Below are 24,830 nucleotides of genomic sequence, written 5' to 3'. Positions count from 1 at the left end.
ATAAATATTTGATTTAACATTTATTTTTAAAATTTTTTATGCCCTACGTGAAGCATTTTCTTTTATGTTTTTTCAATTTACTTTTTATTTAAATTTTTGTTTTCTAGTCTTTTATTTTGTTTAATTCGCCTAACGGCGCCGGACCAATAAATTGGTCCCTACATTGGTTTTAATTTTAAAAGATCTATTATTTTATATTTACCTTTTTTCATTTTTTATTTTATTTAATTCGCCTTACGGCGCCGGACCAATAAATTGGTCCCTACATTGGTTTTAATTTTAAAAGATCTATTATTTTATATTTACCTTTTTTCATTGCTTATTTTATTTAATTCGCCTGATGGCGATCGGACCAATAAATTGGTCCCTACATTCATATGCAGAGTTCTACTCTTTTGAAATCTTTACGCAAAAAATTACCCTACATTCCCATGTGGACCCTTGTGAGCTCTAGGGACCGGTTTACCGGTCCGCCTGTGTCGTGTGGGAGAAAAAAATAAATATTTGATTTAACATTTATTTTAAATTTTTTATGCCCTACGTGAAGCATTTTCTTTTATGTTTTTTCAATTGAAATTTTATTTATATTTTTGTTTTTTCATTTTTTATTTTATTTAATTCGCCTTACGGCGCTGGACCAATAGCAGATATTTGCAACCAAATCAAAGATTTGGGCAAATAGTTGCATGAGACCTACCACGATTTTTTGCAAAAATCGGGTTAGGTCTTCAAAATTGGTCCCTACATTGGTTTTAAATATTAAATAAATTGGTTCCTACATTCCTTGTAAATAACTCTTGTAATTGTAAAAAAACCTAAACTGTTATAAACTAAACCTATAATAAAAAGGAAATTATAAAAATGGGAAACATTATCAAAGAAACACAAGAAAATAAACTTATTTTCATGGTGCTTTCAATAATTTTAACTTTAATAATAGGTTTTTTACTTACAAAAATTGTAGATTATTTATTTAGAAAATTAAAAAAGACCAACAAAATAGGTTTCAAATTTTTAAACACCCTTATAAAGGGCCTTATAGTTGTCTTTATGGTCTTTAAAATAGGGTCAAATTTTAAGGGCTTTAAGGAATTATCCGGCAGCATACTTATGAGTTCATCTCTTATAATTGCAGTCTTGGCCTTTGCCTTTCAAAAATCTTTGGAAGATTTAATAGCAGGCTTTATGATTTCTCTATTCAGGCCCTTTGAAGTTGGCGACAGGATAACTTTAATAAACAGCGACATAACAGGCTATGTTGAAGATATAACTTTAAGACATACAATAATTCGCACCTTTACCAATTCAAGGCTTATAATACCAAATGCAGTTATGAATAGGGAAACTCTTGAAAATTCCAATATGATTGAATTAAAAAGTGGTGGCTTTTTAGATGTTATGATTACTTTTGAAAGTGATATAGAAAAAGCCAAGGCTATAATTGTAAATCTGGTTCAAAGCCATCCCAACGTTATAGATCCAAAGAGTCCCTTGGGAAATGACAAAAAGTCCGATTTTGTAAAAGTTTATGTAAATAAGCTTACTCTTGATGGGATTAATTTAAGGACTACCATTTGGACCAAGGATGTGGATACAAATTTTGACACCCTATCGGAATTGAGAGAAGAGATAGTAAAGGAATTTAGGAAAAACGAAATTGAAATAGCTTGCAATGCTCATAAAATCAAGGGCAATGTTTCCGTAAAAAATTAAAATATTTTCTTGACGAAAATTTAAATATTGGTAAAATAATAAAACGTGAGTTTTCATGAAATGAAAAATTTATAGATAACATGGGAGGATATATGGATAAGGGATTAAAAACCCTGGAACAAAAAATTTTCAAGCAAACTTTTATTTCTAAATTTTTTGCGGTTTTAATAGGTTGTCTTTTTGTAACAATATCATTTGTATTGGTTTTAAGGCCCAATCACATGATTTCAGGGGGAGTAAACGGAATAAGTGTACTTATAGAATCCGTAACGGGAATAAGACTTTCCCTTTTAGTTCTTGTTTTGAATTTGCCCCTTTTAATAATAGGTTTAATAATGCTTAGCAAAGAATTTATATTTTTTACAATTCTTTCTACACTTTTTACAACCTTTTATGTATATGTGCTTACAGGCATTTTTCCCCACGACTTTGCCATTACAAAAGATCCATTTTTAGCTTGCGTAATTGGAGGAATCTTATCAGGAGTGGGAAATGGAATCACCTTTAGATATGGAACATCTACAGGCGGCTTTGACATTATAGGAGCCATTGCAAAAAAATACTACAATATAAACATAGGAACAGGCCTTCTTGCCTTAAATGGAGCGGTCATAGGAGCATCAGCTTATATATTTTCCATAGACAGAGCCTTATATACCCTTGTAGCCTATATTATAGCCTACAGCCTTGTAGATAAAATTCACTTAGGCGTTGGAAAACAAAAGCAAATTTTAATAATTTCTTCAAAATACGAAGAAATAACAGACATGATCCAACATAAAATTTCAAGAGGAGTAACCTTAATAGATGCAGAAGGAGCCTATAAACACAAAAAATTAAAATTAATCTATTGTATAGCAACACCCCTACAACTGGTAAAAATTAAAAACTTTATAAAGGCTATAGATCCCCATGCCTTTGTAACAGTTTGTGAAACTGTGGAGATACAGGGAAGCGGATTTAAAAAAATAGAAATTCAATAAGATGTATAGATAATAATAAATTTTACAAAAAAAATAAAAAGACAACCAAGATTAATTTTCTTGGTTGTTTTTTTGTAAATAAATTTATAAAAAAAGCCAATAAAAATATTTTTTATAAATTTATTTTTAAATTTTAAAATAAAAAGAAAAGCCTATAAACCTGTAAAGATTCAGGGTTTTTAAATAATTAAATTATTAAAGAAATCTTTACTCTAATAATCACTAAATTAGTATTGATAAAAAAATAAATAAGGAATATAATATTTCTAAGTAAAATTATTAAATATGGAACTATTAAATTAAGCTATTTTGAATATGAAACAAAATATATTATAAATTAGGAGATAAGGAAATGAAACAAGTATCGAAGAGAGTTATAAGCTTTTTATTGGCAGCATTAATTATCATGGATGTATTTGCCCCCTTAAATGTAAGTGCAAATAATTATGAAATGAATAAAAGACCGGTGTCTAAAGACCTTATAATCGATGAAGAGGGGCAATCTGCGCCTAAAACTCCTGGCAAAAATGATCTTCTAATTTATCAAGAAAATGAAGAAAAGCAACAAAATCAAGGAATTGAAGAAAATAAAGAAAGAAAAGAAAATCAAAGAGGGCCGTCAGCTCCAATTGAAGAAAAAAAGACAATAATTCCTAAAGAAAAGCCTGACCCTGTAAAAAAGGACTACATAGCGTGGAGGTTGGTAGATCCGGGCAAAACTGTCTATAACAAAGGCGAAAAACTCGATCTCTCCAATTTATTAGTAGAAGTTACAAACTCAAACGGACAAACTTTCCACTTGGGTTATACAGAACTTATTAACGACAAAATTATAAGTGTAAAAGAAAACATAAAATCAAAATCTTATCTGGAACCGGGCTCAGGCACACTGACCCTTTCTGCACCTTATCTAAATGATATAAATATCAATATCCAAGTTTTGGATAACAAATCAAATGAATTAAAAGAAAACCCCCAAAATCTTTTAATTGAAGGACAATCTCCTGAAGATAAAAAAGAAGAAATAGAGGATCTTTTAAATAATAACAATGAAACTTCCAAAGAATCGGAAAATTTTTCACAAAATCAAGAAAATAAAATAGAAGAAAATTCTCAAGAACTTACAGCAAAGGAAAAAGCACCAGAGTTAATAGAAAAATTAACGAAAGGGCAAAATGGGGATATAAAATCAAACCTTTTTGATCCAATTCTTGGGAATGAACAAGAAGGCATAGATCCCTTTGGCTTAAATTTGCTTAATCCTCTTAAAGGTTTTGGGAATGAATTTGGACATGAAGATGAGCTTACAATAGAAGAACTTGAAGCAGGACTTACAAAAGTTCAACTTCCTGGAATAAATCAGAAACCAGTAAGCTCAGCCTTATTTAGATCTGCCTTTAGGTCAGCAGGACCATTAGAAGGTTCAAATGAAGGACTTGAAATGTCTGAAGAGTTTTCAAGACAAGCAGTTGGGTCAGAACAATCAGGCTTAAAATTAGAAGGCAAAAAGTTTCATATAATAACACGTTTTGAAACATCAAATAAAGCGGGAGCTATCCAACCGGGACAATTTTTTAAAATTCATTTAGATGACAAGTTAAAAGTAAATGAAGGAACTGTAATAAAGCCTATCATTCATAACAATGAAACTATAGCAACACCTCAATACAATCCACAAGATAATACTATAATTTACACGATAACAAAAGAAATTAACGACAATATCCAAGTACCTTTAGATATACCTGTAGATTACAATCCGACTAAAATTACTTTAGATTCTGACGGAACATTTACAGTAACAAATAAGGTATCAGGCCTCGGAGTAAAAGCACCTAAAGACCTAATCCCTACTAAGGTAAATAAGTATGGTATTGTAACTAATCAAATTATTGAACCTGGTAGAAAAGATGTAGAAAAAATTATAGACCCGGGAACAATAGAAGACTATAAGGTGGATATAGATGGTTGGGCAAGGCCTGTAATCGAAAAAGGAGAATTAGCAGGATATAATTGGACAATTAAAGTTCTATCAAATCAAGATTTGCAAGGCCTTGGTTATAAGGCAAACTTTACAACAGTTAAGGGATCTGGTCTTGGAGAAATTGAGGATAAAAGCAATCTTGGTCTAACAGACCAACTTTCTGATGCCTTTGGAATAGTTGACTCAAAACATCATGAAGTAGCAGCGGGCATAAAAGAAATAACATATAATTTCTACACACCTGTCACAAATAAACAGGCAGCCTACATGATGGATTTTTCTGCAATACTTACAAATAAAAGAGATAAGGCTGGCAAGGTTAAAGTCGGAGCAAAAAGATTTGTAGCAGAAGATGCATATAATCAAAACGCAATTGGACAAGCAACTCCAAATAGAGTAGGTATGAACAACAGAACTACAATTCTTGGAGAATTTGCAAAGGCAGATAAAGCTAAATGGACTGTAACAGATGCAGTATCAACAGGGGATGACGGCAAACTACCACTAGCAAATAGAGAGTTTAGCCAAAATCAAACCATTAATAATTCACAAATGGCAGTTTACGGCTTAGATACAAATGGAAAAATGGTTGTAAAGCAAGGTGTAACGGATCTTAATGGAAACATTCCAGCTGAAGGAACAAACCCTGAAGCACAACAAGATCCCGGTACAATTGCTGTTTATGAATACGACACAGATTTACAAAACCCAAATACGAAAGAGGACTACAATTTAAATGGAGTTTCTATATCCAAGTATAGGGACCTATATGTAACTCAAATTTGGAACCTGCCTGTAGACCAAGCACACCGTAAAATGCCTGCACAAACTATAAAGGCAGTTGCAACTAATGACCCTAATACAACTTTAGGTTCAGTAGACCTTGCAGAAGAAGAACTAAGCAAAGATAAAACTGAGAGATTAGTCACTATTCCAAACGTAAAATATTGGGACATTGATGAAAACGGCAATGCAACTAATATAGACCATAAAATAGAACAAACTCTGCCTACAGGAACTGTTAATATTAATGGAACAAATTATAAATATGTAGAAAATGCCAACTACTATAGACCTGATTATAATGATCAACTAATAAGAAACACTTTAATAACAGCGAAAGAACAAAATCCTGTTACCTTTAAAATTAAAAAAGTCGACAGCAAGACCGGAAAGGGACTAGCAGGTGCAAGATTTAAGTTATGGAAGGCAGATATTGAAGTAACTACAGATGCAAATGGCGAGGCAGTATTTACAAATATAGTGCCAGATGACTATCAACTTATCGAAACAAAAGCACCAGATGGCTATAAATTAGATCAAGCAAACAAGTATGTCAAAATAAGTAATGACGGCAAGATCAGCCTAAGTGGAAGTAATGCTAGCCTTAACTTAGGTTTGGGTAAAACTGAAACAATAGCAGATCCTAATTATCCTGACTACATGAATGCTATGCACTATGGCAAGCTCGATAAAAATGGAAACTTAGAATTTTACATTTACCTAAAGGCCCTTGACCAACAACGCGGTGGTGACACTGACAGAAATACAAGATTAAACATAGACATTCCAGGCGTAACTATTAATGATGTAGCTGTCTTTGATGTTAATGGCAGACAAAGACCATATGTAAGAAATGCAATGGAAAATCAAACTGTAGATGGACAGATACCAAGTCTTGGAAGAAGTGTACTAAACGCAAAACACGATAATATAATCGTAGGTAAAAACTTAACAGCAGCAGATCCTTATACTGGAAAAACAACCGGTTATCAAATTACCTTCCCAAAAGAAAGATTTAAAGATTATTGGGGATTTTTAGTAAGGGTTAAAGCTAAAGTAGGAAGTAATACAGACACAAAAACTGTATCCTATGATTGGCTTACAGAAAAGGACACTGCAACCAATGCGAAAATTAGACAAAATGAAACTCTTAGCTCTAACACTGACCAAAAAGACCTACCAACTATTACCGTAACTAACGAAGAATTCAAAAAGAGCCCAATTGAGGTAACAAAATTTGGCGACGAAGTTACAGAGGTTATGGTAGACGGAAAGAAAACTAAAAAGAGAAATGTACTTGGTGGAGCAGAATTTACCTTAAAAGATAAAGATGGAAACCCAATCGCAACTAAGATTACTGATGATGCTGGTAAGGCTAACTTTGGAGAATATCCAACAGGAACCTATATATTGGAAGAAACTCAAGCCCCTGAAGGCTATGAAAAATCCAAGGTTTACTTTGAAGTAACAGTCAATGAAAAGGGAGAAGTTTCATACAATCCTAAGTATACAACAGGAACTGGAGACCCAATAGCTGGGGAAGATTACGACATTCAAAAAACACTAGACGAGCAAAGCAAGACTAAGGCTACAATTAACAATGTAAGCCAAAGATTTGAAATTGACGAAGACAAGGCAAGCAGCTGGGGTACACAAAAGGGAGTATGGGAAGCCTATAGGTTTGAATCCCTAATGTACCATGCAGACATAACTATTGCCGATGCAAAGCCGGGTCAAATATTTGAAATTCAATTTGACAAGAACCTTGACTTTACACAATATTCAAGTGATTTTCCAAAGATTAAAAACAAAGATGGAATAGATATAGCAGATCCCTACTTTGATTACAAGACAAATCTTTTGACCTATGTATTTAATAGCAATGCACCTAATGCAGATGTTATAGCAAGTCTTGAAATAAAGGGTATAATACCCTCCAAGTTCTATGCCAAAAACTCAGGAGATTATTATTTTACAATTGAAGTTGGTCCCGGAATGGATATTAATACGGGAAATCCCAAAATAGATAATCAAAAAATCACAGCTTACTATGATACCTATGATAGACAAACTCGACCGACACAAGCATATTATTTTAGAGATATCTATAAGCAAGGCGATGATTGGTATATAACAGCCATAGCATACTTTAACCCTGAAGCTAACTATTCAGGCGACGGCAGAACATTGACATTTAACTGGATGTCAACGAGATACAATCCAAGCTATTCTATAGCCTTCCAAGAAGGTATAGGTGTTAAACCGGCCTTCGACTTGATGGATGTCAAGGTATATCGTACTGAGCCAAGAATCAGATATGACAATGGAGCCATTATAAATGATAACATGCCACTTTCCTTCGGTGTAAGACCGGAACAAGACCCGAACAATTATTATTTGGTAAACCATACACCAATAGGTCCAACAGAAATAGATCCTGCAACGGGTAAGAAAAAAATGACAATAAACTCCAGCAATGGTGTGTCATTGACCTATGATCCAAATCAAATAAAAACCACAGGAGGCATCTACGAAAGCAGTCCTCTATCTATAACAATGCCGAGAATCGGAAGATACAGTGAAGGATACTTAGTTGAACAAACTTTTAAAGTTACAGATTTAAATAATTTTATCAACCTATCCAGAGCTTTCTATATGGATAACGGAAGACCAAACTATCAAAGGTCAGCCTTTATAAACAGTGCTAACTTTAACAAAGCAATATCTGACCAAGTAGGACCGGAAATACCAAGCTTATATAGAGAAGATGTCGGCTTAATAAATAAAAAATATATACCTGGTCAATTCAAGATCCTTAAGACTAATGAATTAACAGGCGAAAAGCTAAAGGGTGCATCCTTTGAACTCACAGAAGCAGCAAATACTAATAAGAAAATTATTAGAACTTCTGATACTAATGGCGAAGTTTTATTTAATAACCTTGCCCCAGGCAGATATACCCTTAAGGAAACTACTGCACCGGACAAGTATGTTGCTTCAAATACAGTATGGCAAATCACTGTCTTTAATGATGGAAGTGTAAAAATTGTAGAGACATCTGTTTCAGGTTCAGGTCAAATGCATGAAGGCACTAAAGATATAACTATTACATTGCCAGTAACAAATAGACCTGTAGGCACCAACTTCCAAGTATTTAAAAAAGACGGAGACGGAAAGCCCTTAGGTGGCGCTAAGTTTAAAATTACAAAACAAGTTAAGCCGGGCGAAACAGGATATACTGATGAGAAAACTTCTGACGAAAAAGGTGTTGTAAACTTTGATCCTAATCTTACAGAAGGAACCTATATAATTGAAGAAACTTTAGCACCTGACGGATACAAAAAGTTAGATAAAAAATGGGTTCTTGTAATTGACAAGAAGGGCAATAAAAAAGTTTATAACTATAGAGAACAATCCGGTCAAACAAACACCCTAAATTCAATATTAGAAAAGGATGGAGTTAATTGGGTAGACGTTGCAGGTAGATCTCTTGATGGATGGAACTTATATGACAACAGAAGGACAGGCTGGACAGGCAACTATCCTACACCATTTAAGATGGGTACAAGAATTGTAGCTATCAATAGGACAGAAAAGTATGTAATCCAAAGATATGTACTAAACCCTGAAGGGGCAGATATTAAGGCAACAAGTGCTACAATTCACAGAGAAAAACCAGAATATCCAAACATGGATTGGTTTAATGGAAATGCTCAAGCTAATATAGATTACCAAGTATTTGAATTAGATAAACCTGTAACAGGACAAATCTCTGACATAAGACTTGCAGAATATAATCCTACAAACATTACAAATAGTGTTACGGTTTCAAAAGATGAGTCTCACTATGGCGAAACAAGGATGAAACTAAACCTACCAGCAATGACAAAACCAGTAGTTATTGACATCAAAGTACCTTACACTAGCGAAAACGGTGGAGTAGGTACAGGTATGGACTGGACTGAAAATGGAACAATCTACTGGAAGTCCGACTTCTATGAAAGAGCTGACATTATAAAAGAATCAGGACCTGTAAAAGAACAATCAACAGGTATCCAAGGTTCTTATATATCAGACAATTCCCTTGAAGTAACTAACGATTCTAAGACTTATGACTTTAAAATCAAAAAATATAAAGAAGGGGAACCTGGAACATTAATAGAAGGAGCAATCTTCAAGCTAACTGGTCCCGATGACAGTGGAGAAGCAAGGACCATGACTACCGGATCAGACGGTATGATTTCTTTCGACAAACTAAAACCAGGAACATATAAGCTGACAGAAGAAAAGCCGGCACCTGGTTATAAAAAAGTTGATACAAATTGGATAGTAACAGTTGGAAAAGACGGCAAGACCTTTATAAAAGAAGATAATACTCAAAATGAACCAGGACAGGGTCAACCTGTTCAGGCAAGAGCATCCTTTACAATAGGAAGAGATGGCGATTATGTTTTAAATGAAAGCAATCTTCAACTGTCAGAAATTCTAAAATTTCCTGTGGGAGAAGAAAAATTAAAAGCAGAGTCCGGTTTTAATGAATTATCTTTTAAAGAAAAAGTAGATGCCATATATGGGACAAGCCTTTTTGAAAGAATGTTCCCAAATGGAGTAGTCCTTAGAGAAACAACATCATTAATGGCAAAAAGTGCATCAAGTAATGACGGACTTGAAATAGGAGAAGAAATAGTTCCAGGAGCACAAAGAACAGAAAGCGATTGGGAAGTAGTAGACCATGAGAACAGGTCAAGAAATAGAGCTGGAAAGCTAAGTGCTTCCTACAGTGAAACTAAGATCACTGCAATCAATAAGGTTGACAAAAGGTTTAGACAAGTTTTCTTAATAAAAGACGCTGAATTTTTATATAGAGCGAATGTTCAATTCTATAGAGAACCAGAGAGATACAAATATAACTTAAGGTATAATGACGGGACAATTCTTAGAATTTATAAGGTTGCAAACGGCTCTACTCTTGATAATCCTATTAACAAGAATGATGTAACATCTACTAATAGTCCTGCTAACATAAATGGTTCCAAAAAAATTGAATCAGGACCGGATAAAGGTAAGGATAAACCTGGTAGAATAAGCGCATATTTAGAAAGAACAAAAGATGGATATATTGGACCTTACTATATTGAAATAGAAACATCCTATGACCCAAGTAAGGGAGTAGGAATTGGCTTAGACTATATATATGGTTCTTACAGTGGAGATAGAGATTGGATTAAAGACTCCTACGTCAATGAAAATGACATCAACTACAAGCACCTAATCACAATTAATCCATCAACAGGTGGAAGTGTAACTTCATCAGTTTCTTATGAAGAAAAGGGAAAACAAGTTAACCTAAATATAACACCTGACCCAGGATACCAATGGACAGGCACTACAGTTACCGACAAAGCCGGAAATGTAATTTCCCGAGATCAATTTAGTTTTTTAATGCCGGACAAGGATGTAATAGTAACATCTACATTTGAGCAAACAACACAGGATGTCACAATCTACTTTGACCCAGGCGTAGGTGGCTCAGGAACAATGCCAAGCCAAACAGTGCCAAAAGGTAATTATAAATTGCCGGACTGCACATTCACTCCTCCACAAGGAAAAGAATTTAAGGCTTGGTCATTAGCAGGCGTTGAACACAAACCTGGTGACACAATTAATGTTATTGCAAACATAACACTAACAGCTCTTTGGAAAGATAAAACAGTTGCTCCATCAACAGTTACAATAACATTTGATGGAAATGGTGGACAATGGCACATGGATCCTAAGACTGTGGATAGGGGCTCATTATATGAACTACCGGGATGTTCATTTATAGCACCAGACAAAACAAAAGAATTTGATGCATGGTCAATAAATGGAGTTAGGAAAAATCCGGGAGATAAAATAACAGTTAATGACAATATTATAGTTAAGGCTCTTTGGAAAAATAAAGCTGCTCCACAACCAACAGAATACACAATCACATCCTTTACAGGTACAGGTGGATCCGTAACTGCCGACAAACAAAAAGCAGCTGAAAATGGACAAGTAACATTAACTGTCAACACAAATGCCGGATATACCTTAGAGAGAATTTGGCTTGAAGATAGTGGTGGAACTGAAATACAAGAAGTAAATATTTCAAGTAAGTCCTTTACAATGCCGGCAAAAGATGTAGTAATAAAGGCTACTTTCAAAGAAATTCCTAAAACCCAATTTGATATTACTGTAGAACAAACATCAGGTGGTAATGTTACTATCGATGGCAACAAGACCAAGGCAGTTGAGGGAGAAGAAATTATTGTAAAGGTTACTCCTCAACAAGGCTATGAAGTTGGTCAGGTAACTCTAAATAAGCAACCAATACTTCCACAAAACGGCCAGTATAAATTCAAGATGCCTGCCTATAATGTCAAAATAAGGGCAACCTTTAACCCAATTAGCTACCAAACTTATGCCATAAATATAGATGGAGATAGTACCAAGGGCTCCATAAGTGTAGATGACCCTGCAAATAGAACAGCAAGAGCTGGACAAACGGTTAAATTCACAGTTAAAGCTAACCCAGGCTACAAGGTTAAAACAGTTGAAATTACAAAACCTGGCAGCAGAGATCCATTAAATACCCTAGTATTTAATGGCAAGACTGGTACATTTATCATGCCTGCACAAGCGGTCTATATAAAAGTAACTTATGAAGATTACACACCGCCGGCAGGAACTTATTTAGTAACCATAGGTACTGGAATTAGCGGCGGAACATTTGAAGTTGATCCAAGCGAAGCTAAGGCCGGAGAAAAGATAAGACTTACAGTCCTACCTAAACAAGGCTACAAGGTTAATAGCTACAAGGTAACAACAGCACAAGGTGGAGTTAATGTACCTATAGAATCTGATGACCAAGGCCTATACTTTACAATGCCTAAAGCCGATGTTTCAGTTAACGGAATATTTGACTGGGTTGGAACTAATACAGGGGCATACGATGTTAAACTTTCACCAACAGAACATGGAAGTCTCAGTGCAAACTTCTCAAAGGCAAATGCTGGAGATGAAATTTATATAACTGCTAAGCCGGACAAGGATTATGCCATAGATTCCTTGACAGTAACAAAAGATGACGGGACGACAGTAGAATTAAAGGGCAATAAATTTACAATGCCAGCATCTGCAGTAACTGTTACAGCAAAGTTTAAAGAAGTAGGAGAAGAAATACCTCAAAATGGTTTTGCAGGAATACCTAATAAGCAAATAGGTATTGAACCAAAGATACTAAAGAAAAACCACAAGAACCAACCTCTAGCAGGTGGAGTCTTCACTATTAGAAAAGCTAAAGACAAGACATATAAAACTTTTGATGAAAACTTCGGTACTATTACAGCCCTTTCTAATGAAAAAGGTGAAGTAATATTTAAGGAAAATGGCAAAAACCTAGTTCTACCTAAGGGCTACTACCTACTTGAAGAAATACAAGCACCTTTAGGTTATAAGAAGCCACAAGCACCTTGGCAGATAGAAGTTTATGAAGAAAATGGTCAACTAAAGGCCAGGTACAATGGACCAGATGATACACCTTCTAACTTCATAAAGACTGCCAGCGCAGAAGATAAATCACAAGTCACAACTGTGGAGGGTATTAAATATAAGTCAAGGATGATATATATCAACCCTCAATCAAAGACTTATATCCAAAGAATTTTCATAGATACCAGAAAGGCAAATTCAGATATAGTCAACCTTCAAATAAATCCTGTTGATAAGAGGGAGGAAGTTGACACTGCGGGAGAATTGCCTAGGACAATAACACAAGGTGTTAAGACAGCCTATAGGTCAACTTATAAGATTGCCAATCCAAAGGCAACTTATACAGAGGATGATATAAATGATATCTTGAAACTCTATGACCTATCAAAGCCAGATGTCTCTATGATCAACACTGCAAGGTGGAGACCCTTTGACTGGGGCTTTGATGAAGACCAACTTAACCTTAAAAAGGGCGTCTACTATATAGATGTAGAAGGCTTCTATGATGACAAAATCATCGATGAAAAGAATGGCGAAATTAAAATAAACTTCGACTTCTACAAGGGAGAAAGAAAATTCCAACAAGCAAATAAAGATGGCAACGGTGGAATTAAATGGGAAGATGTATTCCACGGTTCCTACCAACAAGGTAATAAAAACCTTGGATTATCAGGAAAAAATCCAGGCGACAAATATGATAGATCTCTAGGTAAGGAAGGCGGTCGTATAGAACCGGCACTTACTGATGAGAATAAAATCGCTAGAGCCACAACAAATATCAGCATAAAAAATCTTTATTCATCAGATGCAATAAAGCACATCCCTCAAGAGGGTATGACGATTTTAAACGATGAAGAAACTTACAATGTTACCTTCTCAAAACACGGACAAGACGACCCTAAGGAAGGAATAAACAGTGAAGCCGTAACTAAGAGAAGACTTGAAGGTGCAGTATTTAAACTTGAAAAAGCAAGAGGTACAAGCTGGGACGATGTAGACAAGTCCTATGTTGCATCAGCCTTCAACGGTTACTTTGGATTTAGAGGACTGGGTACAGGTCGTTACAGACTAATAGAAGTTAAAGCCCCAGAAGGCTACGCTCCTATTAAAGAGCCACTTCTATACTTTACAATAGAAACTGTAAGTATAACTTCCGGTCAATTGGCAAATCCAAAGACTGGTAGAAATGTGGATATAAATGCTGTCGACTTTATATTTCCTAAAGTTGAAAATGGTCAAGTAACCTTAGAAGATAAGGCCTATAAATTTAAGGAACTTGACATGGTTGTTCCTGAAACCGGAAAAACTATTAAGATTTCAGAAGCCTCTAACATTGACATGACATCTACAGAGGTAGTAAATCCAGTTACTAATGAAAAAGTAAAGTTAAAGGACCTTAGTATAGGTTTCGACAAGAACGCTACTACAGGTAAATATGAATCCATTTACAAGTTAAGTGAAATTCAAATTGTACCTAAGGCAAATGGTTATATATCCCTTGAATATGACAAGGCAAACGGAGTTTACCAATATGTTCCGGAAAAATCTACTAATGAAAAAGACGGAAAGCTAATTGACTTCGTAACATCAGCTACAGCCAAGAACATGGGTAAGATTGTTAATACAAAACCCGGCAAGGGTCAAGTAAAGATCAAAAAAATAGACCAAGCTGGTAATCCAATAGTAGCAACAAAGCTAAAACCAGGTGCTGTATTTAAGGTAACCAACGAAGCGAATACAGTTACTAAAACAGGAACTGTAAATGCAGAAGGTATTGCAGAAATTGATAATTTGCCAATAGGTCACTATACCCTAGAAGAAGTAACATCACCGAACGGTTACATCAATACTAACCAAGTATGGCACTTCACAGTAGGTGGTAAAGATCTTGACCCTTATGAAGGAGACATCCAAGCAACAGGAACAGATATATCAAGTAAGATCAGAGTTGAATCATCAGAATTAAAAGTTCTAAGACCTGATCCGAAAGATGCTGAAAAGTATAAAAATGAAGGGAACTCAGTTATAAGACCTCACACAGGTCAAAGTTTAGAGTTTAGCAACAAGTTTAAACTTGCTGAAAATGCAAAGATCAATCCTGGCGACTATTTCGACTTAAAATTAAGCGACAATATTTCCCTTAACGGTATCTTTGTAGACAGTACAGAGAGTCTGGACCTATTTGCTGACGGCGTAGGAACAATTGCCAAGGCAACATATGATAAAGACAAAAAGACTATAAGATATGTCTTTACAGACTATGCCAAGACTTACACCATGGTTGAATTTACCAACAAGTTGATAGCCTTTATAGACCTATATAAGGTAAAGACATCTCAAAATAATATAAAGGTCGGCTTAGGTACAGGAACTGATACAAGTAAATACAAGAACATTAAGTTAGTTTATGACCTTGCAATTGAAAGTCGAACCCTATATGGAAATAACTTAAACATGACTTCAAAGATAGTAAGTTATGATCCTAACACAGGGGACTTTGTCCACTACTACTATATAAATAGGAATAAGACATCTAATACAGGATGTGACTTCTACTACTATCCAAATCAAGATGTAAAAGACCTTGAAATTAGATATATAAAACTAAAGAACAATGCAGATGTATCAACAGATATGCCTGAGTCCTTTGGTCTAGACGAAACAAGTAACAACTTAGAAATTTCAAGAGTTATGAGATCAAGAACTCTCTTGAGAGTTAATGAAAGAGAAGACTTGAACTTTACAGGCGGTATAGGAAAAGGCGATTCTTATATTATCAAGGTTACTGGTAGAGTAGCAGGAGAAGATAAGACAGCCTACGGAGGAGCCGGTGAGCTTAAGGCAGTTTACTCAGATGGAGGAACTGTAAAAGTAAGCAGGTGGGATAAGGTCTACAGCTTTAAAAACGAAGCTGTAACAAAGGCAGATTTCACAATCTCAGCAGTAAACCCAGACAATATGATTAAGCTTAAGAAGAAAAACCAAGACGACCTTGCCTTAGCAGGTGCACAATTTAAGCTTGAAAAGAAAGACCTAAGTAACAAATGGAATGCTACCGGTGATTTAAGAAACTCTGACGCAACAGGTTTAGTCACATTTAAAAACTTAGACCCTGGAGAATACAGAATTGTAGAAACACTGGCACCTAAGGGATATGAAGCGATAGAAGGACCTCTAGTAGAGTTTAGAGTTGATAAAGACGGCAGAATCTACAGAAAAGTTCCTGTAAGAAATGACAAGGGTGAAATCGTAAAAGAAAACGACGTTATAAAAACTGTAGAAGTAGAAGAACCAGGTATTGTGCCAATAGAAATCGTCAACAAGAAGGGTAACTTAATTAAGTTCAAGAAAGTTGACGGAGTAGACAAAACAGGTCTAGAAGGTGCAGAATTTGAAGTTTACTACAAGGATAAGGACAAGGACAATGAAGGCAAGACAGTCGAATACTCTAACAAAAACATTAAACTTTATGAAAAGAAGAATGCCAACGGCGATGTAGTAGAACGACGAGTTCTAAAAGCTGGTGAAGTACCACCTAAGGGCTTTACTGAAGTACAAGTCTTTACATCTGGTAAAGATGGTGAATTAAGCTTCTATGTATATGACAATGGATTCTATGCCCTAAAAGAAATTAAAGCACCTAAGGGTTATACAAAGATCCCAGGCTTTATTAAAGAATTCAAGTTAGAAAAAGGCGAAATCAAAGTCTTTGACAAGGACTATGTAAAACCGAAGGAATCTAACTTGGTAAAAGGCCTTCAAAGCATGTTGACAAGTGAAACTATAAACGTGGATAAGACAAACAACACTTTCGCACAAAGACTTGTTATAAATCCAAACCACACCAGTTTGACTTTTGACGAATATGATACTCATTTAAGACTTTATGTAGATGACTGGAATTTAGAAGATAGTTATAAGCATATTAAGGTGGCTGTACTTGACAAAGGTAAGACTATTGATAGTTTAAAAGAAACAGATTTTAAGAGTCTTGCACCAAGCAACTATAACTTAAGCACGGATAATAATCCGTTGAGATATCAACTAAAAGCTATGCACAGATCTGATCAAGATTATACAAGACCAAATCCAAAGGGCAGTAACTTGATAACAGATAAGGCCTTAGTTGTAGATATAGTTGGAAAACTAAATAATACTTCTGCGACAACAGCAGATTTAAAGGTAGATGTTTATAATAATGCCGCCGGAAAAATGATTGACCAAGTTACTTGCAAGCTTGACCTTGCAGAAAAACCGCCTACAAAAGGCGACTATGTAACACCAACTACAGATACAACAAAATCAAGTCTAATGGAAATTGAAAACAGGAAGGCGGAATATCCATCCACTGGCGGCATGGGAACTATTGCCTTCACCTTAGGCGGAGTCGTTCTTATGAGTATTGCGGGAATTTTGTACTACAGAAAGAGGAGGATGACTTATGAATAAGTTTGAAAAAGAGCCTCCTCTAAAGGGACAAAAAAAAGAAACCTATTTAAAACAGTTTACTCTCCTTGGGAAAAACATAAAAAGAACAATAATAAAGGGGGGATGCTGATGGCTTACAGGTTCCTCCTATATAAGGGAGTAATATATGTGAAGATAGAATGATTATTTTAATTAGCCATAATTAAAATAAGCGCTCATAAGAGCGTAGAGGTAAAAAAGCTTAATAAAAAAAATATAAATTTTTATTTAAGAATGGAGGATAATATGAAAAAAACAAAAAAACTATTGTCACTATTATTGGCATTAGTAATGATGGTAGGAGTCTTCGCTCCACTAACAGTATTGGCAGACGGCCAACCAACAGCTCACAGCACAAAAGTTAAAATTCATAAAATACTTATGAATGAACAAAATTTTAACGCAAAAAGAGTTACTGTTACAACTACAGATAGTCAAACTAACAAAAGTACATCTGTGTCAAAAGTCATAATATTTAAAGATGGAAAATATTATGATGTTAAAGATCAGTCAACAGCAATAGCTGAAACTGATGACTTTGTAAAAGCCTTTACCGGCACAACGGACTTAGGAAATAATAAAACGGGAAAGGCAGAAGATGTATTTCCAGGATATAAAGGTCTTGACGGAACTGAATTTAGAGGTCAAGAACTTGATATAGTAAAATACTTTGGCAGCGATTCAAAACCAATAGACGGTGTAGCTTTCAGAATTTATGAAGAGTATAAGGGTGCACCTACAAGTGGAGCTCCGGCAGGATATACAAAGGGTTCTGAATTAAAACAAACTGCTAAATTAGCTGAAAATGACCTTGACAATGACACTTATTACAAATTAATTCAAGTTGGCGGCAAAGATTATGTAACAACAGCAAATGGAGGAATAGCAGAAGCTACACTTCCGGACGGAACTTACAGAATAGTAGAAGATAAAACTAATTCGACTTACAAGGGTGAAAAAGGTGAAACTCTTTCAGGAATGAAGGCAGTACCATTTACTTTAACTCTTCCAGTAGCTAAACCAGACGGAACAGGAAACTACAGTGAAACAGAACCACTTAACTTATATCCAAAGAACACTGAAAATCCAGTTAAATTTGATAAGAACTTTGCTATAAAAAATGGATTAGAAGCAATTACTGACCCTAAAGCTAAAAAAGATGTTGGAGCTGTATTTGATAACTACAATGTAGAAAAAGCAAATGCTAAAGGTCAAATAGGAAAAGAAATCAAATACGAAGCAAAGGCATATCTTCCAAAAGGTTCTGTATTTAAAGACTTAGATTTAGCAGACTCTATGGACAAAGGTTTAAAATATGACGATGTTAAAGGTGTTACCGTTACAGTAAGTCCGGCATTAGCGAATGCTCTAGTAGCTGGAACTGATTATACTGTTAAAAAGGTAGCTAATGGATTTACACTTCACTTTGAACAAGCCGGTTTGGATAAATTAAATAAGGCAGGAGAAAAATCTGATTTAGATATTACTTTCACATATTCTGCAACAGTTACAGCAGATGCTGTTAATGACAGACCAATGGACAACCATGCAACATTCACTTACAATCATAAACCACCAAAGCCAACAAGTGATAAAGTAACACCATCTAATAAAGAAATTCCAGTAACTAAGACATGGGCTGACGGAAAAGTTCCAACTGGCGTTAGGGTAAAATATGTTCTATTAGATGCTGAAGGAAATCCTGTTGCAGATGTAACATTTACTGAAGCTCAAAAAGTTGATTATACTGAATTAGGAAATGGAATCACATTTGAAGTTACAGGAGATTTTTCAGGTAAATTTAAGTTTGCAAAAGATGAAGATGCAACTAAACAATATATGATAAAAGAAATTGTTTATGGCTATGAAGGATTTACTGGCGGCTATGAACCAACTTATACAGTTTCAGGTAGTACAGTTACAGTAAAGAATACTAAGGTACCTGAATCTATCACTCCAACTCCACCACAAGTAACAGTTGGCGGAAAGAAATTTGTTAAGACTGACAAAGATGGCAACAGATTAGCTGGTGCTGAATTTATAATTCAAAATAAAAATGAAACTGATACAGTTAATTATGGTAAATATTTAAAGATCACTCCAACTAATAGTCAAGCTTATGTTGATGCAGAAAAAGCATATAGCGATGCTATAGACGCTGTTAATAAAGCCTTAGCAAAGGGTGAAATCTCTGCTACAAACAAGGTAACTATCGGTCAAAAAGAATTTACTACAAAAGATACAGCAATGGCTGAAATTAAATCTTTACAAGAAGCTAGAGATAAAGAATTTGTTAAAGCTAATTTAGCTTATGAATGGGTTGATAAAGGTCAAGCAACTAAATTCTATACTAATGGACAAGGACAATTCCAAGTAACAGGTCTTGCATATGGCAATTACAGAGCAGTGGAAACAAAAGCTCCTGCAGGTGGATATGCTTTACCAACAGGCGAAAATGATTTTATATTTACAGTAAATGATAAATCATTAACTACAGAAGATGTTCAAATTAAGTATGACGCTGAAAAATCAACAGCTAATGATGCTAAACAATTAGTTAACAACAAAGTTACTATCCCACAAACAGGTGGTATGGGTACTGTTATCTTCACTGTTGTCGGAGTTGCTTTAATGGCTGGTGCTGTTATAGCTATGAAAAAGAATAGAGAAGAAGCTTAAGTTTAATTAAATTTTAGAAAAGGGGGCTTCCCCCTTTTCCATACATATTATTAAAAAGAGGTAGATATGAAGAAAAGATTTAAAAATTTAATAATTTTATACATGGTGGTCACTATGATCTTCCTACCTCTTAAAGTTTTAGGAGCATCATCAGTTACCATCAACATAAAAACTAAAGACGATTTGACTGAAGAAGATTTAAGGGGAAGAACTTTGGGGGTTTGGAAAATAAATCCAAACTTTATAGACACCCACATGGACAAGACTAAGATGACCTCTATTTTAGATACTTTTACTGAAGAAGATTTGGATAAGCAGTTGGAGGATCCTTCTTATAAGTGGATTTTATATCCCAAGGCTGAAGATGATTATAAGGTTAAGCTTTTAAATCTTAAAGAGGGTTTTTATTATGTAAGGGAGCTTAACAATAAGGACAGACTTTCTTTTATTGAATCGGCAGTTTTTTCTCCTGAAGAATCAGACCTTATAAATTTAAAATGGGGAAGAAGGCCGCCAATGCCGCCGCCACCTCCACCGCCACCACCACCACCAAAGGAAACACCTCCGGGAAGAGTTGAGCTTATAAAAGTTGACGGAGAGGGAAATCTTTTAAAGGGGGCAAAGTTTACTCTTCACGATTCTTCTGGAAAAATTGTAAAGACTAAAAATAACAGGTATGATTCTGAGGGCAAGGAGGAAATTTTTGAAACTGATAAGGATGGCAAGATTGTTGTAGATAATCTTAGTCCAGGACTTTATTTCTTCAAAGAGGTGTCCGCTCCTTTTGGCTACAAGATACTTGTTGAAGATTCTTATTTTAAAATTTTTAAGGATGAGTCTTGCAGGATCCGAGTAGAGAATGAGAAAAAAAGAGGATCTTATAACTTTTTTAAAACAGACGAGACTAAAGTCAAACCTTTAAGCGGGGCAGAGTTTGCAATTACCCAAATTGTTGATGGAAAGCACCTAAGGCTTAAGGATAAAAATGGAAAAGATTTAATTTTAAAATCAGGAGAGGATGGAAAGTTTTCAGTTTCAAACCTCGATTATGGAACTTATTATATTTGGGAAATAAAAGCTCCTAAAGATTATACTTTGCTTGAGGGCAGTTTGAAGTTTGAAATTGATGATGATTCTTTTGAAAAAGTTCTTATAATTGAAAACAGCAAAAGACCGCCTATACCTAAGACAGGGGATATTACACTTATTGTTCTAGTGGTTGCTGGTGCTATTATGGTAGGTTTGGGCAAGTATTTAATTAGGGAAAAAAATTAATATAAGGGGCTGAAAAGCCTCTTTTATTTTGTAAGTATTTTGCAGATGGAGAAAAAATGGCAAGAAGAAATAAAAAATCCAATATTATTTTTATATTTATTTTTATACTGGGCCTGGGGATAATGTCTTACCCTATGATTTCCAATTGGTATTATAAGATTGAAGCCAACAATCAAGTTCAGGATTTTAAGGAGGCTCGTGATGAGTTGTCTCCTGAAGAAATTGCTGAAAGATTAAAGCTTGCGCAAATTTATAATGACAATTTGGCAAATGTTATAAGGGGAGATCCTTATTCTGAAGAGGAAAAAAAGAGGGCTATTTCAAATTATGCAAGGATGCTTGAGCTGAGGGAGAAGATCGGCTCCATTCAAATTCCTTCTATAAATGTGGAGATACCTATTTATGCTGGAACCAATGAAGAAATTCTTCAAAAGGGGGCAGGCCACTTGGAGGGGACTTCTCTTCCTATTGGTGGTGTTCCTTCTCATACTGTTATTACTGCCCATTCAGGTCTACCCAGCGCAAGACTTTTTACGGATTTAATAAAAGTAAAGCTTGATGAAAAATTTTATATTAATTATGTTGGGGGCGTTTTAGCCTATCAAGTGGATCATATTGATGTTATTGATCCTTCTGATTTTTCACAACTTTTAGTTGTTGAAGGAAAGGACTATGCAACCCTTCTTACCTGCACGCCTATTATGATCAATACTCACAGACTTATTGTTCGTGGCCACAGAGTTCCTTATGTGCCGGAAGTTGATGAAAAAGTTATGGAAGATACAGGCAAAAATTTAGGCATAGATAAAAGACTTATTATTCTTTTAATTTTTGTTATAATAATTTTAATCCGATTTTTAATTTCTAGACACAAAAAGAAAAAGGAAAGAGAAAAAAGAGCGGAAGAAAATATGTTAAGGTTTAGGGAAAAAAAGGATGTTAAGAAAAATTAAAAAAAATTGGAAAATTATAGGCATGTTTATTTTAGGGCTTTTAATAGCCGTCTATCCTATAATTTCCAATTATTATTACACTATAAAAAATAACAACCGCATAGAAGTTTTTGAAGAAGCAAAGACGGAGCTTTCTCAAGAAGAAATTAATAAAAGAATAGACCTTGCCAAGGCTTATAACGAAACTTTAGATCCTTCAAGACTGGCAGACCCTTACACTGAAAGGGAAAAAGAGGGTGTTGCAAACTATGCCAGAATGTTGGAATTAAAAGAGCAAATAGGTTTTATAAATATTCCAAAGATTGAACAAAGAATTCCCGTGTATGCCGGCACTTCTGAAGATGTTTTACAGAGAGCCTGCGGCCACTTGGAGGGGACATCTCTTCCTATTGGAGGACAAGATACTCATGCAGTTATTACAGCTCACAGAGGCCTTCCTCAAGTTAAACTTTTTAGGGAACTGGATAAGCTCAAATTGGGAGATGTCTTTTACTTTACAAACATTAAAGAAACCTTAGCCTATAAGGTGGACCAAATTTTAACAGTGGAGCCTTGGGACTTTGAACCGGTTTTAGTTGTAGAGGGAAAAGATCTTATGACCCTTCTTACCTGCACGCCCTACATGATAAATTCTCACAGACTTTTAGTTCGTGGACATAGGATACCTTATGTGGAACCTGATGAGCCTATACAGGCAATGAAATTTAATTTTAAAGATGTAATTTGGCCTGCTCTCACTCTTATTATAGTTCTGTTAATAATCTTTATTTATAAAAAATTTAGGAGAAGGCGCTATGAATAAAAAATTAAGAGTAATTATAGGATATTTATTTGTTCTTGTGGGCATTCTTATGCCCCTTATAGCTTTTACTTCAATTTCTTATAGGGAAATATCTGCTGATGGAAAATATAAAATTTTTCAAAATGAAAAACCTCACATGAATCCATCTATAGAATCTTACAATGAAAAGGTGGAAAAAAATGAAGGAAATATAATAGATCCCTTTCAAAATGAAGATTATAAGGCCTTTTACAACATTGACGGCTTAAAAGAAGATGATATTTTTGCCTACATTATAATTCCTAAATTAGATTTAAAAAAACCAATCTATCTTGATGCAAGTTTTAAACATTTAAAAATGGGAGTTGCACAGGTAGAAGGAACAAGTCTACCTATAGGAGGAAAATCCACCAGATCCGTTATAGCTGGTCACAGAGGAGGCTGGGGAGACCTTTTCTTTTATAACATAGATGACTTAAATCCTGGGGATGAAATTTTTATAGATAGCCCTCTGGGACTTTTAAAATATGCAGTGTCTGACAAGGAAATAATAGGGCCGGGAGATTGGGAAAAAATCCTGCCCATAAAGGATCAGGATATGATAAGTCTTCTTACCTGCCATCCAAAAAGACCGCCGAGGCCAAAAAGATTATTAGTAAATGCAAAAAGAGTTTATGAAGAAAAGACTATAGAAGAAACAAAAGACCAAAAAGAAAGTTCTGTTTCCTATTTAAAATATGGAATATACGCCATAACAATTATAGGCTGGATAAGCCTTTTGATAGTATTCATAAATATGTGCAAATATATAGTAAGAGGTAAAAAACCGAGAAGAAAAAAATTAAAATAAAAATGTAAATAAAATCCATTGGAAATAGAACCAATGGATTTTTTATTGGAAATTACAAATAATATTCATTAAAAAAATTTTATAAAAATATTAAATTTGTTTTCTCACCAAACGTACACGGACCGGTAAACCGGTCCCTACAGCTCACAAAAGATTTGCAAATATCTGCTATTGGTCCGGTGACTTAAGGCGAATAAAATAAAATAAAATAAAAAAAACGATAAAATGTAAATTAAAATAAAATTTTTATTGAATATAAAATCCAATGTGGGGTAATTTTATGAGAAGAGGTTTCACAAAAGAAAACCCATGCAACAGAATGTAGGGACCAATTTATTGGTCCGGCGGCGTCAGCCGAATAAAATAAAATAAAAAATGAAAAAAGATAAATATAAAAATAATATTCATTAAAAAAATTTTATAAAAATATTGAATTTGTTTTCTCACCAAACGCACACGGACCGGTAAACCGGTCCCTACAGCTCACAAAAACCCACATGGGAATGTAGAGTTTATTTATGCGGAAAGGTTTAACAAGATTAAATCTCCGAAACAGAATGTAGGGACCAATTTATTGGTCCGGCGGCGAAGGCGAACAAAATAAAATAAAATAAAAAAACGATAAAATGTAAATTAAAATAAAATTTTTATTGAATATAAAATCCAATGTGGGGTAATTTTATGAGAAGAGGTTTCACAAAAGAAAACCCATGCAACCGAATGTAGGGACCAATTTATTGGTCCGGCGGCGTCAGCCGAATAAAATAAAAAATGAAAAAAGATAAATATAAAAATAATATTCATTAAAAAAATTTTATAAAAATATTGAATTTGTTTTCTCACCAAA

Annotated in this window: 8 protein-coding genes; all 8 read left to right on the top strand. The window is 34.6% G+C overall.

Annotated elements, in window-relative coordinates:
- The first annotated feature begins 861 nt into the window (after positions 1 to 861).
- The 8 genes from HMPREF1253_RS02960 (at position 862) to HMPREF1253_RS02925 (ending at position 23,983) form a co-directional block, all read left to right on the top strand.
- Positions 862 to 1,713, top strand: coding sequence for a mechanosensitive ion channel family protein (locus tag HMPREF1253_RS02960; RefSeq protein WP_023055270.1), 852 nt, complete (start codon positions 862 to 864; stop codon positions 1,711 to 1,713).
- A gap of 92 nt (positions 1,714 to 1,805) precedes the next feature.
- Positions 1,806 to 2,696 (top strand): YitT family protein, encoded by an 891-nt coding sequence (locus HMPREF1253_RS02955; protein ID WP_023055262.1) that lies wholly within the window; start codon positions 1,806 to 1,808, stop codon positions 2,694 to 2,696.
- Between the two features lie 352 nt (positions 2,697 to 3,048).
- A complete protein-coding gene (locus HMPREF1253_RS02950) occupies positions 3,049 to 17,427 on the top strand; it encodes a SpaA isopeptide-forming pilin-related protein (RefSeq protein WP_023055256.1) in 14,379 nt (4,792 codons plus the stop codon).
- A gap of 264 nt (positions 17,428 to 17,691) precedes the next feature.
- The gene (locus HMPREF1253_RS02945) at positions 17,692 to 20,124 is read left to right on the top strand and encodes a pilin N-terminal domain-containing protein (protein WP_023055265.1); all 2,433 of its coding nucleotides are present in this window, start codon (positions 17,692 to 17,694) and stop codon (positions 20,122 to 20,124) included.
- A gap of 66 nt (positions 20,125 to 20,190) precedes the next feature.
- Positions 20,191 to 21,399: a collagen binding domain-containing protein gene (locus HMPREF1253_RS02940; RefSeq protein ID WP_023055268.1), complete on the top strand. Its 1,209-nt coding sequence runs from the start codon at positions 20,191 to 20,193 to the stop codon at positions 21,397 to 21,399.
- Between the two features lie 56 nt (positions 21,400 to 21,455).
- A complete protein-coding gene (locus HMPREF1253_RS02935; RefSeq protein WP_023055274.1) occupies positions 21,456 to 22,352 on the top strand; it encodes a class C sortase in 897 nt (298 codons plus the stop codon).
- Positions 22,336 to 23,154 carry a class C sortase gene (locus HMPREF1253_RS02930; RefSeq protein WP_023055263.1) on the top strand — a complete coding sequence of 273 codons (819 nt, stop codon included), beginning with the start codon at positions 22,336 to 22,338 and terminating at the stop codon, positions 23,152 to 23,154. The genes HMPREF1253_RS02935 and HMPREF1253_RS02930 overlap by 17 nt, the downstream gene beginning before the upstream one ends.
- Complete coding sequence (locus tag HMPREF1253_RS02925) at positions 23,147 to 23,983, top strand: class C sortase (RefSeq protein ID WP_023055259.1); 837 nt, start codon at positions 23,147 to 23,149, stop codon at positions 23,981 to 23,983. The genes HMPREF1253_RS02930 and HMPREF1253_RS02925 overlap by 8 nt, the downstream gene beginning before the upstream one ends.
- The last annotated feature ends 847 nt before the right edge of the window (positions 23,984 to 24,830 follow it).

The organism is Peptoniphilus sp. BV3C26, from assembly GCF_000478985.1.
Taxonomy (GTDB): domain Bacteria; phylum Bacillota; class Clostridia; order Tissierellales; family Peptoniphilaceae; genus Peptoniphilus_B; species Peptoniphilus_B koenoeneniae.
This window is presented reverse-complemented; position numbering and strand designations above follow the sequence as displayed.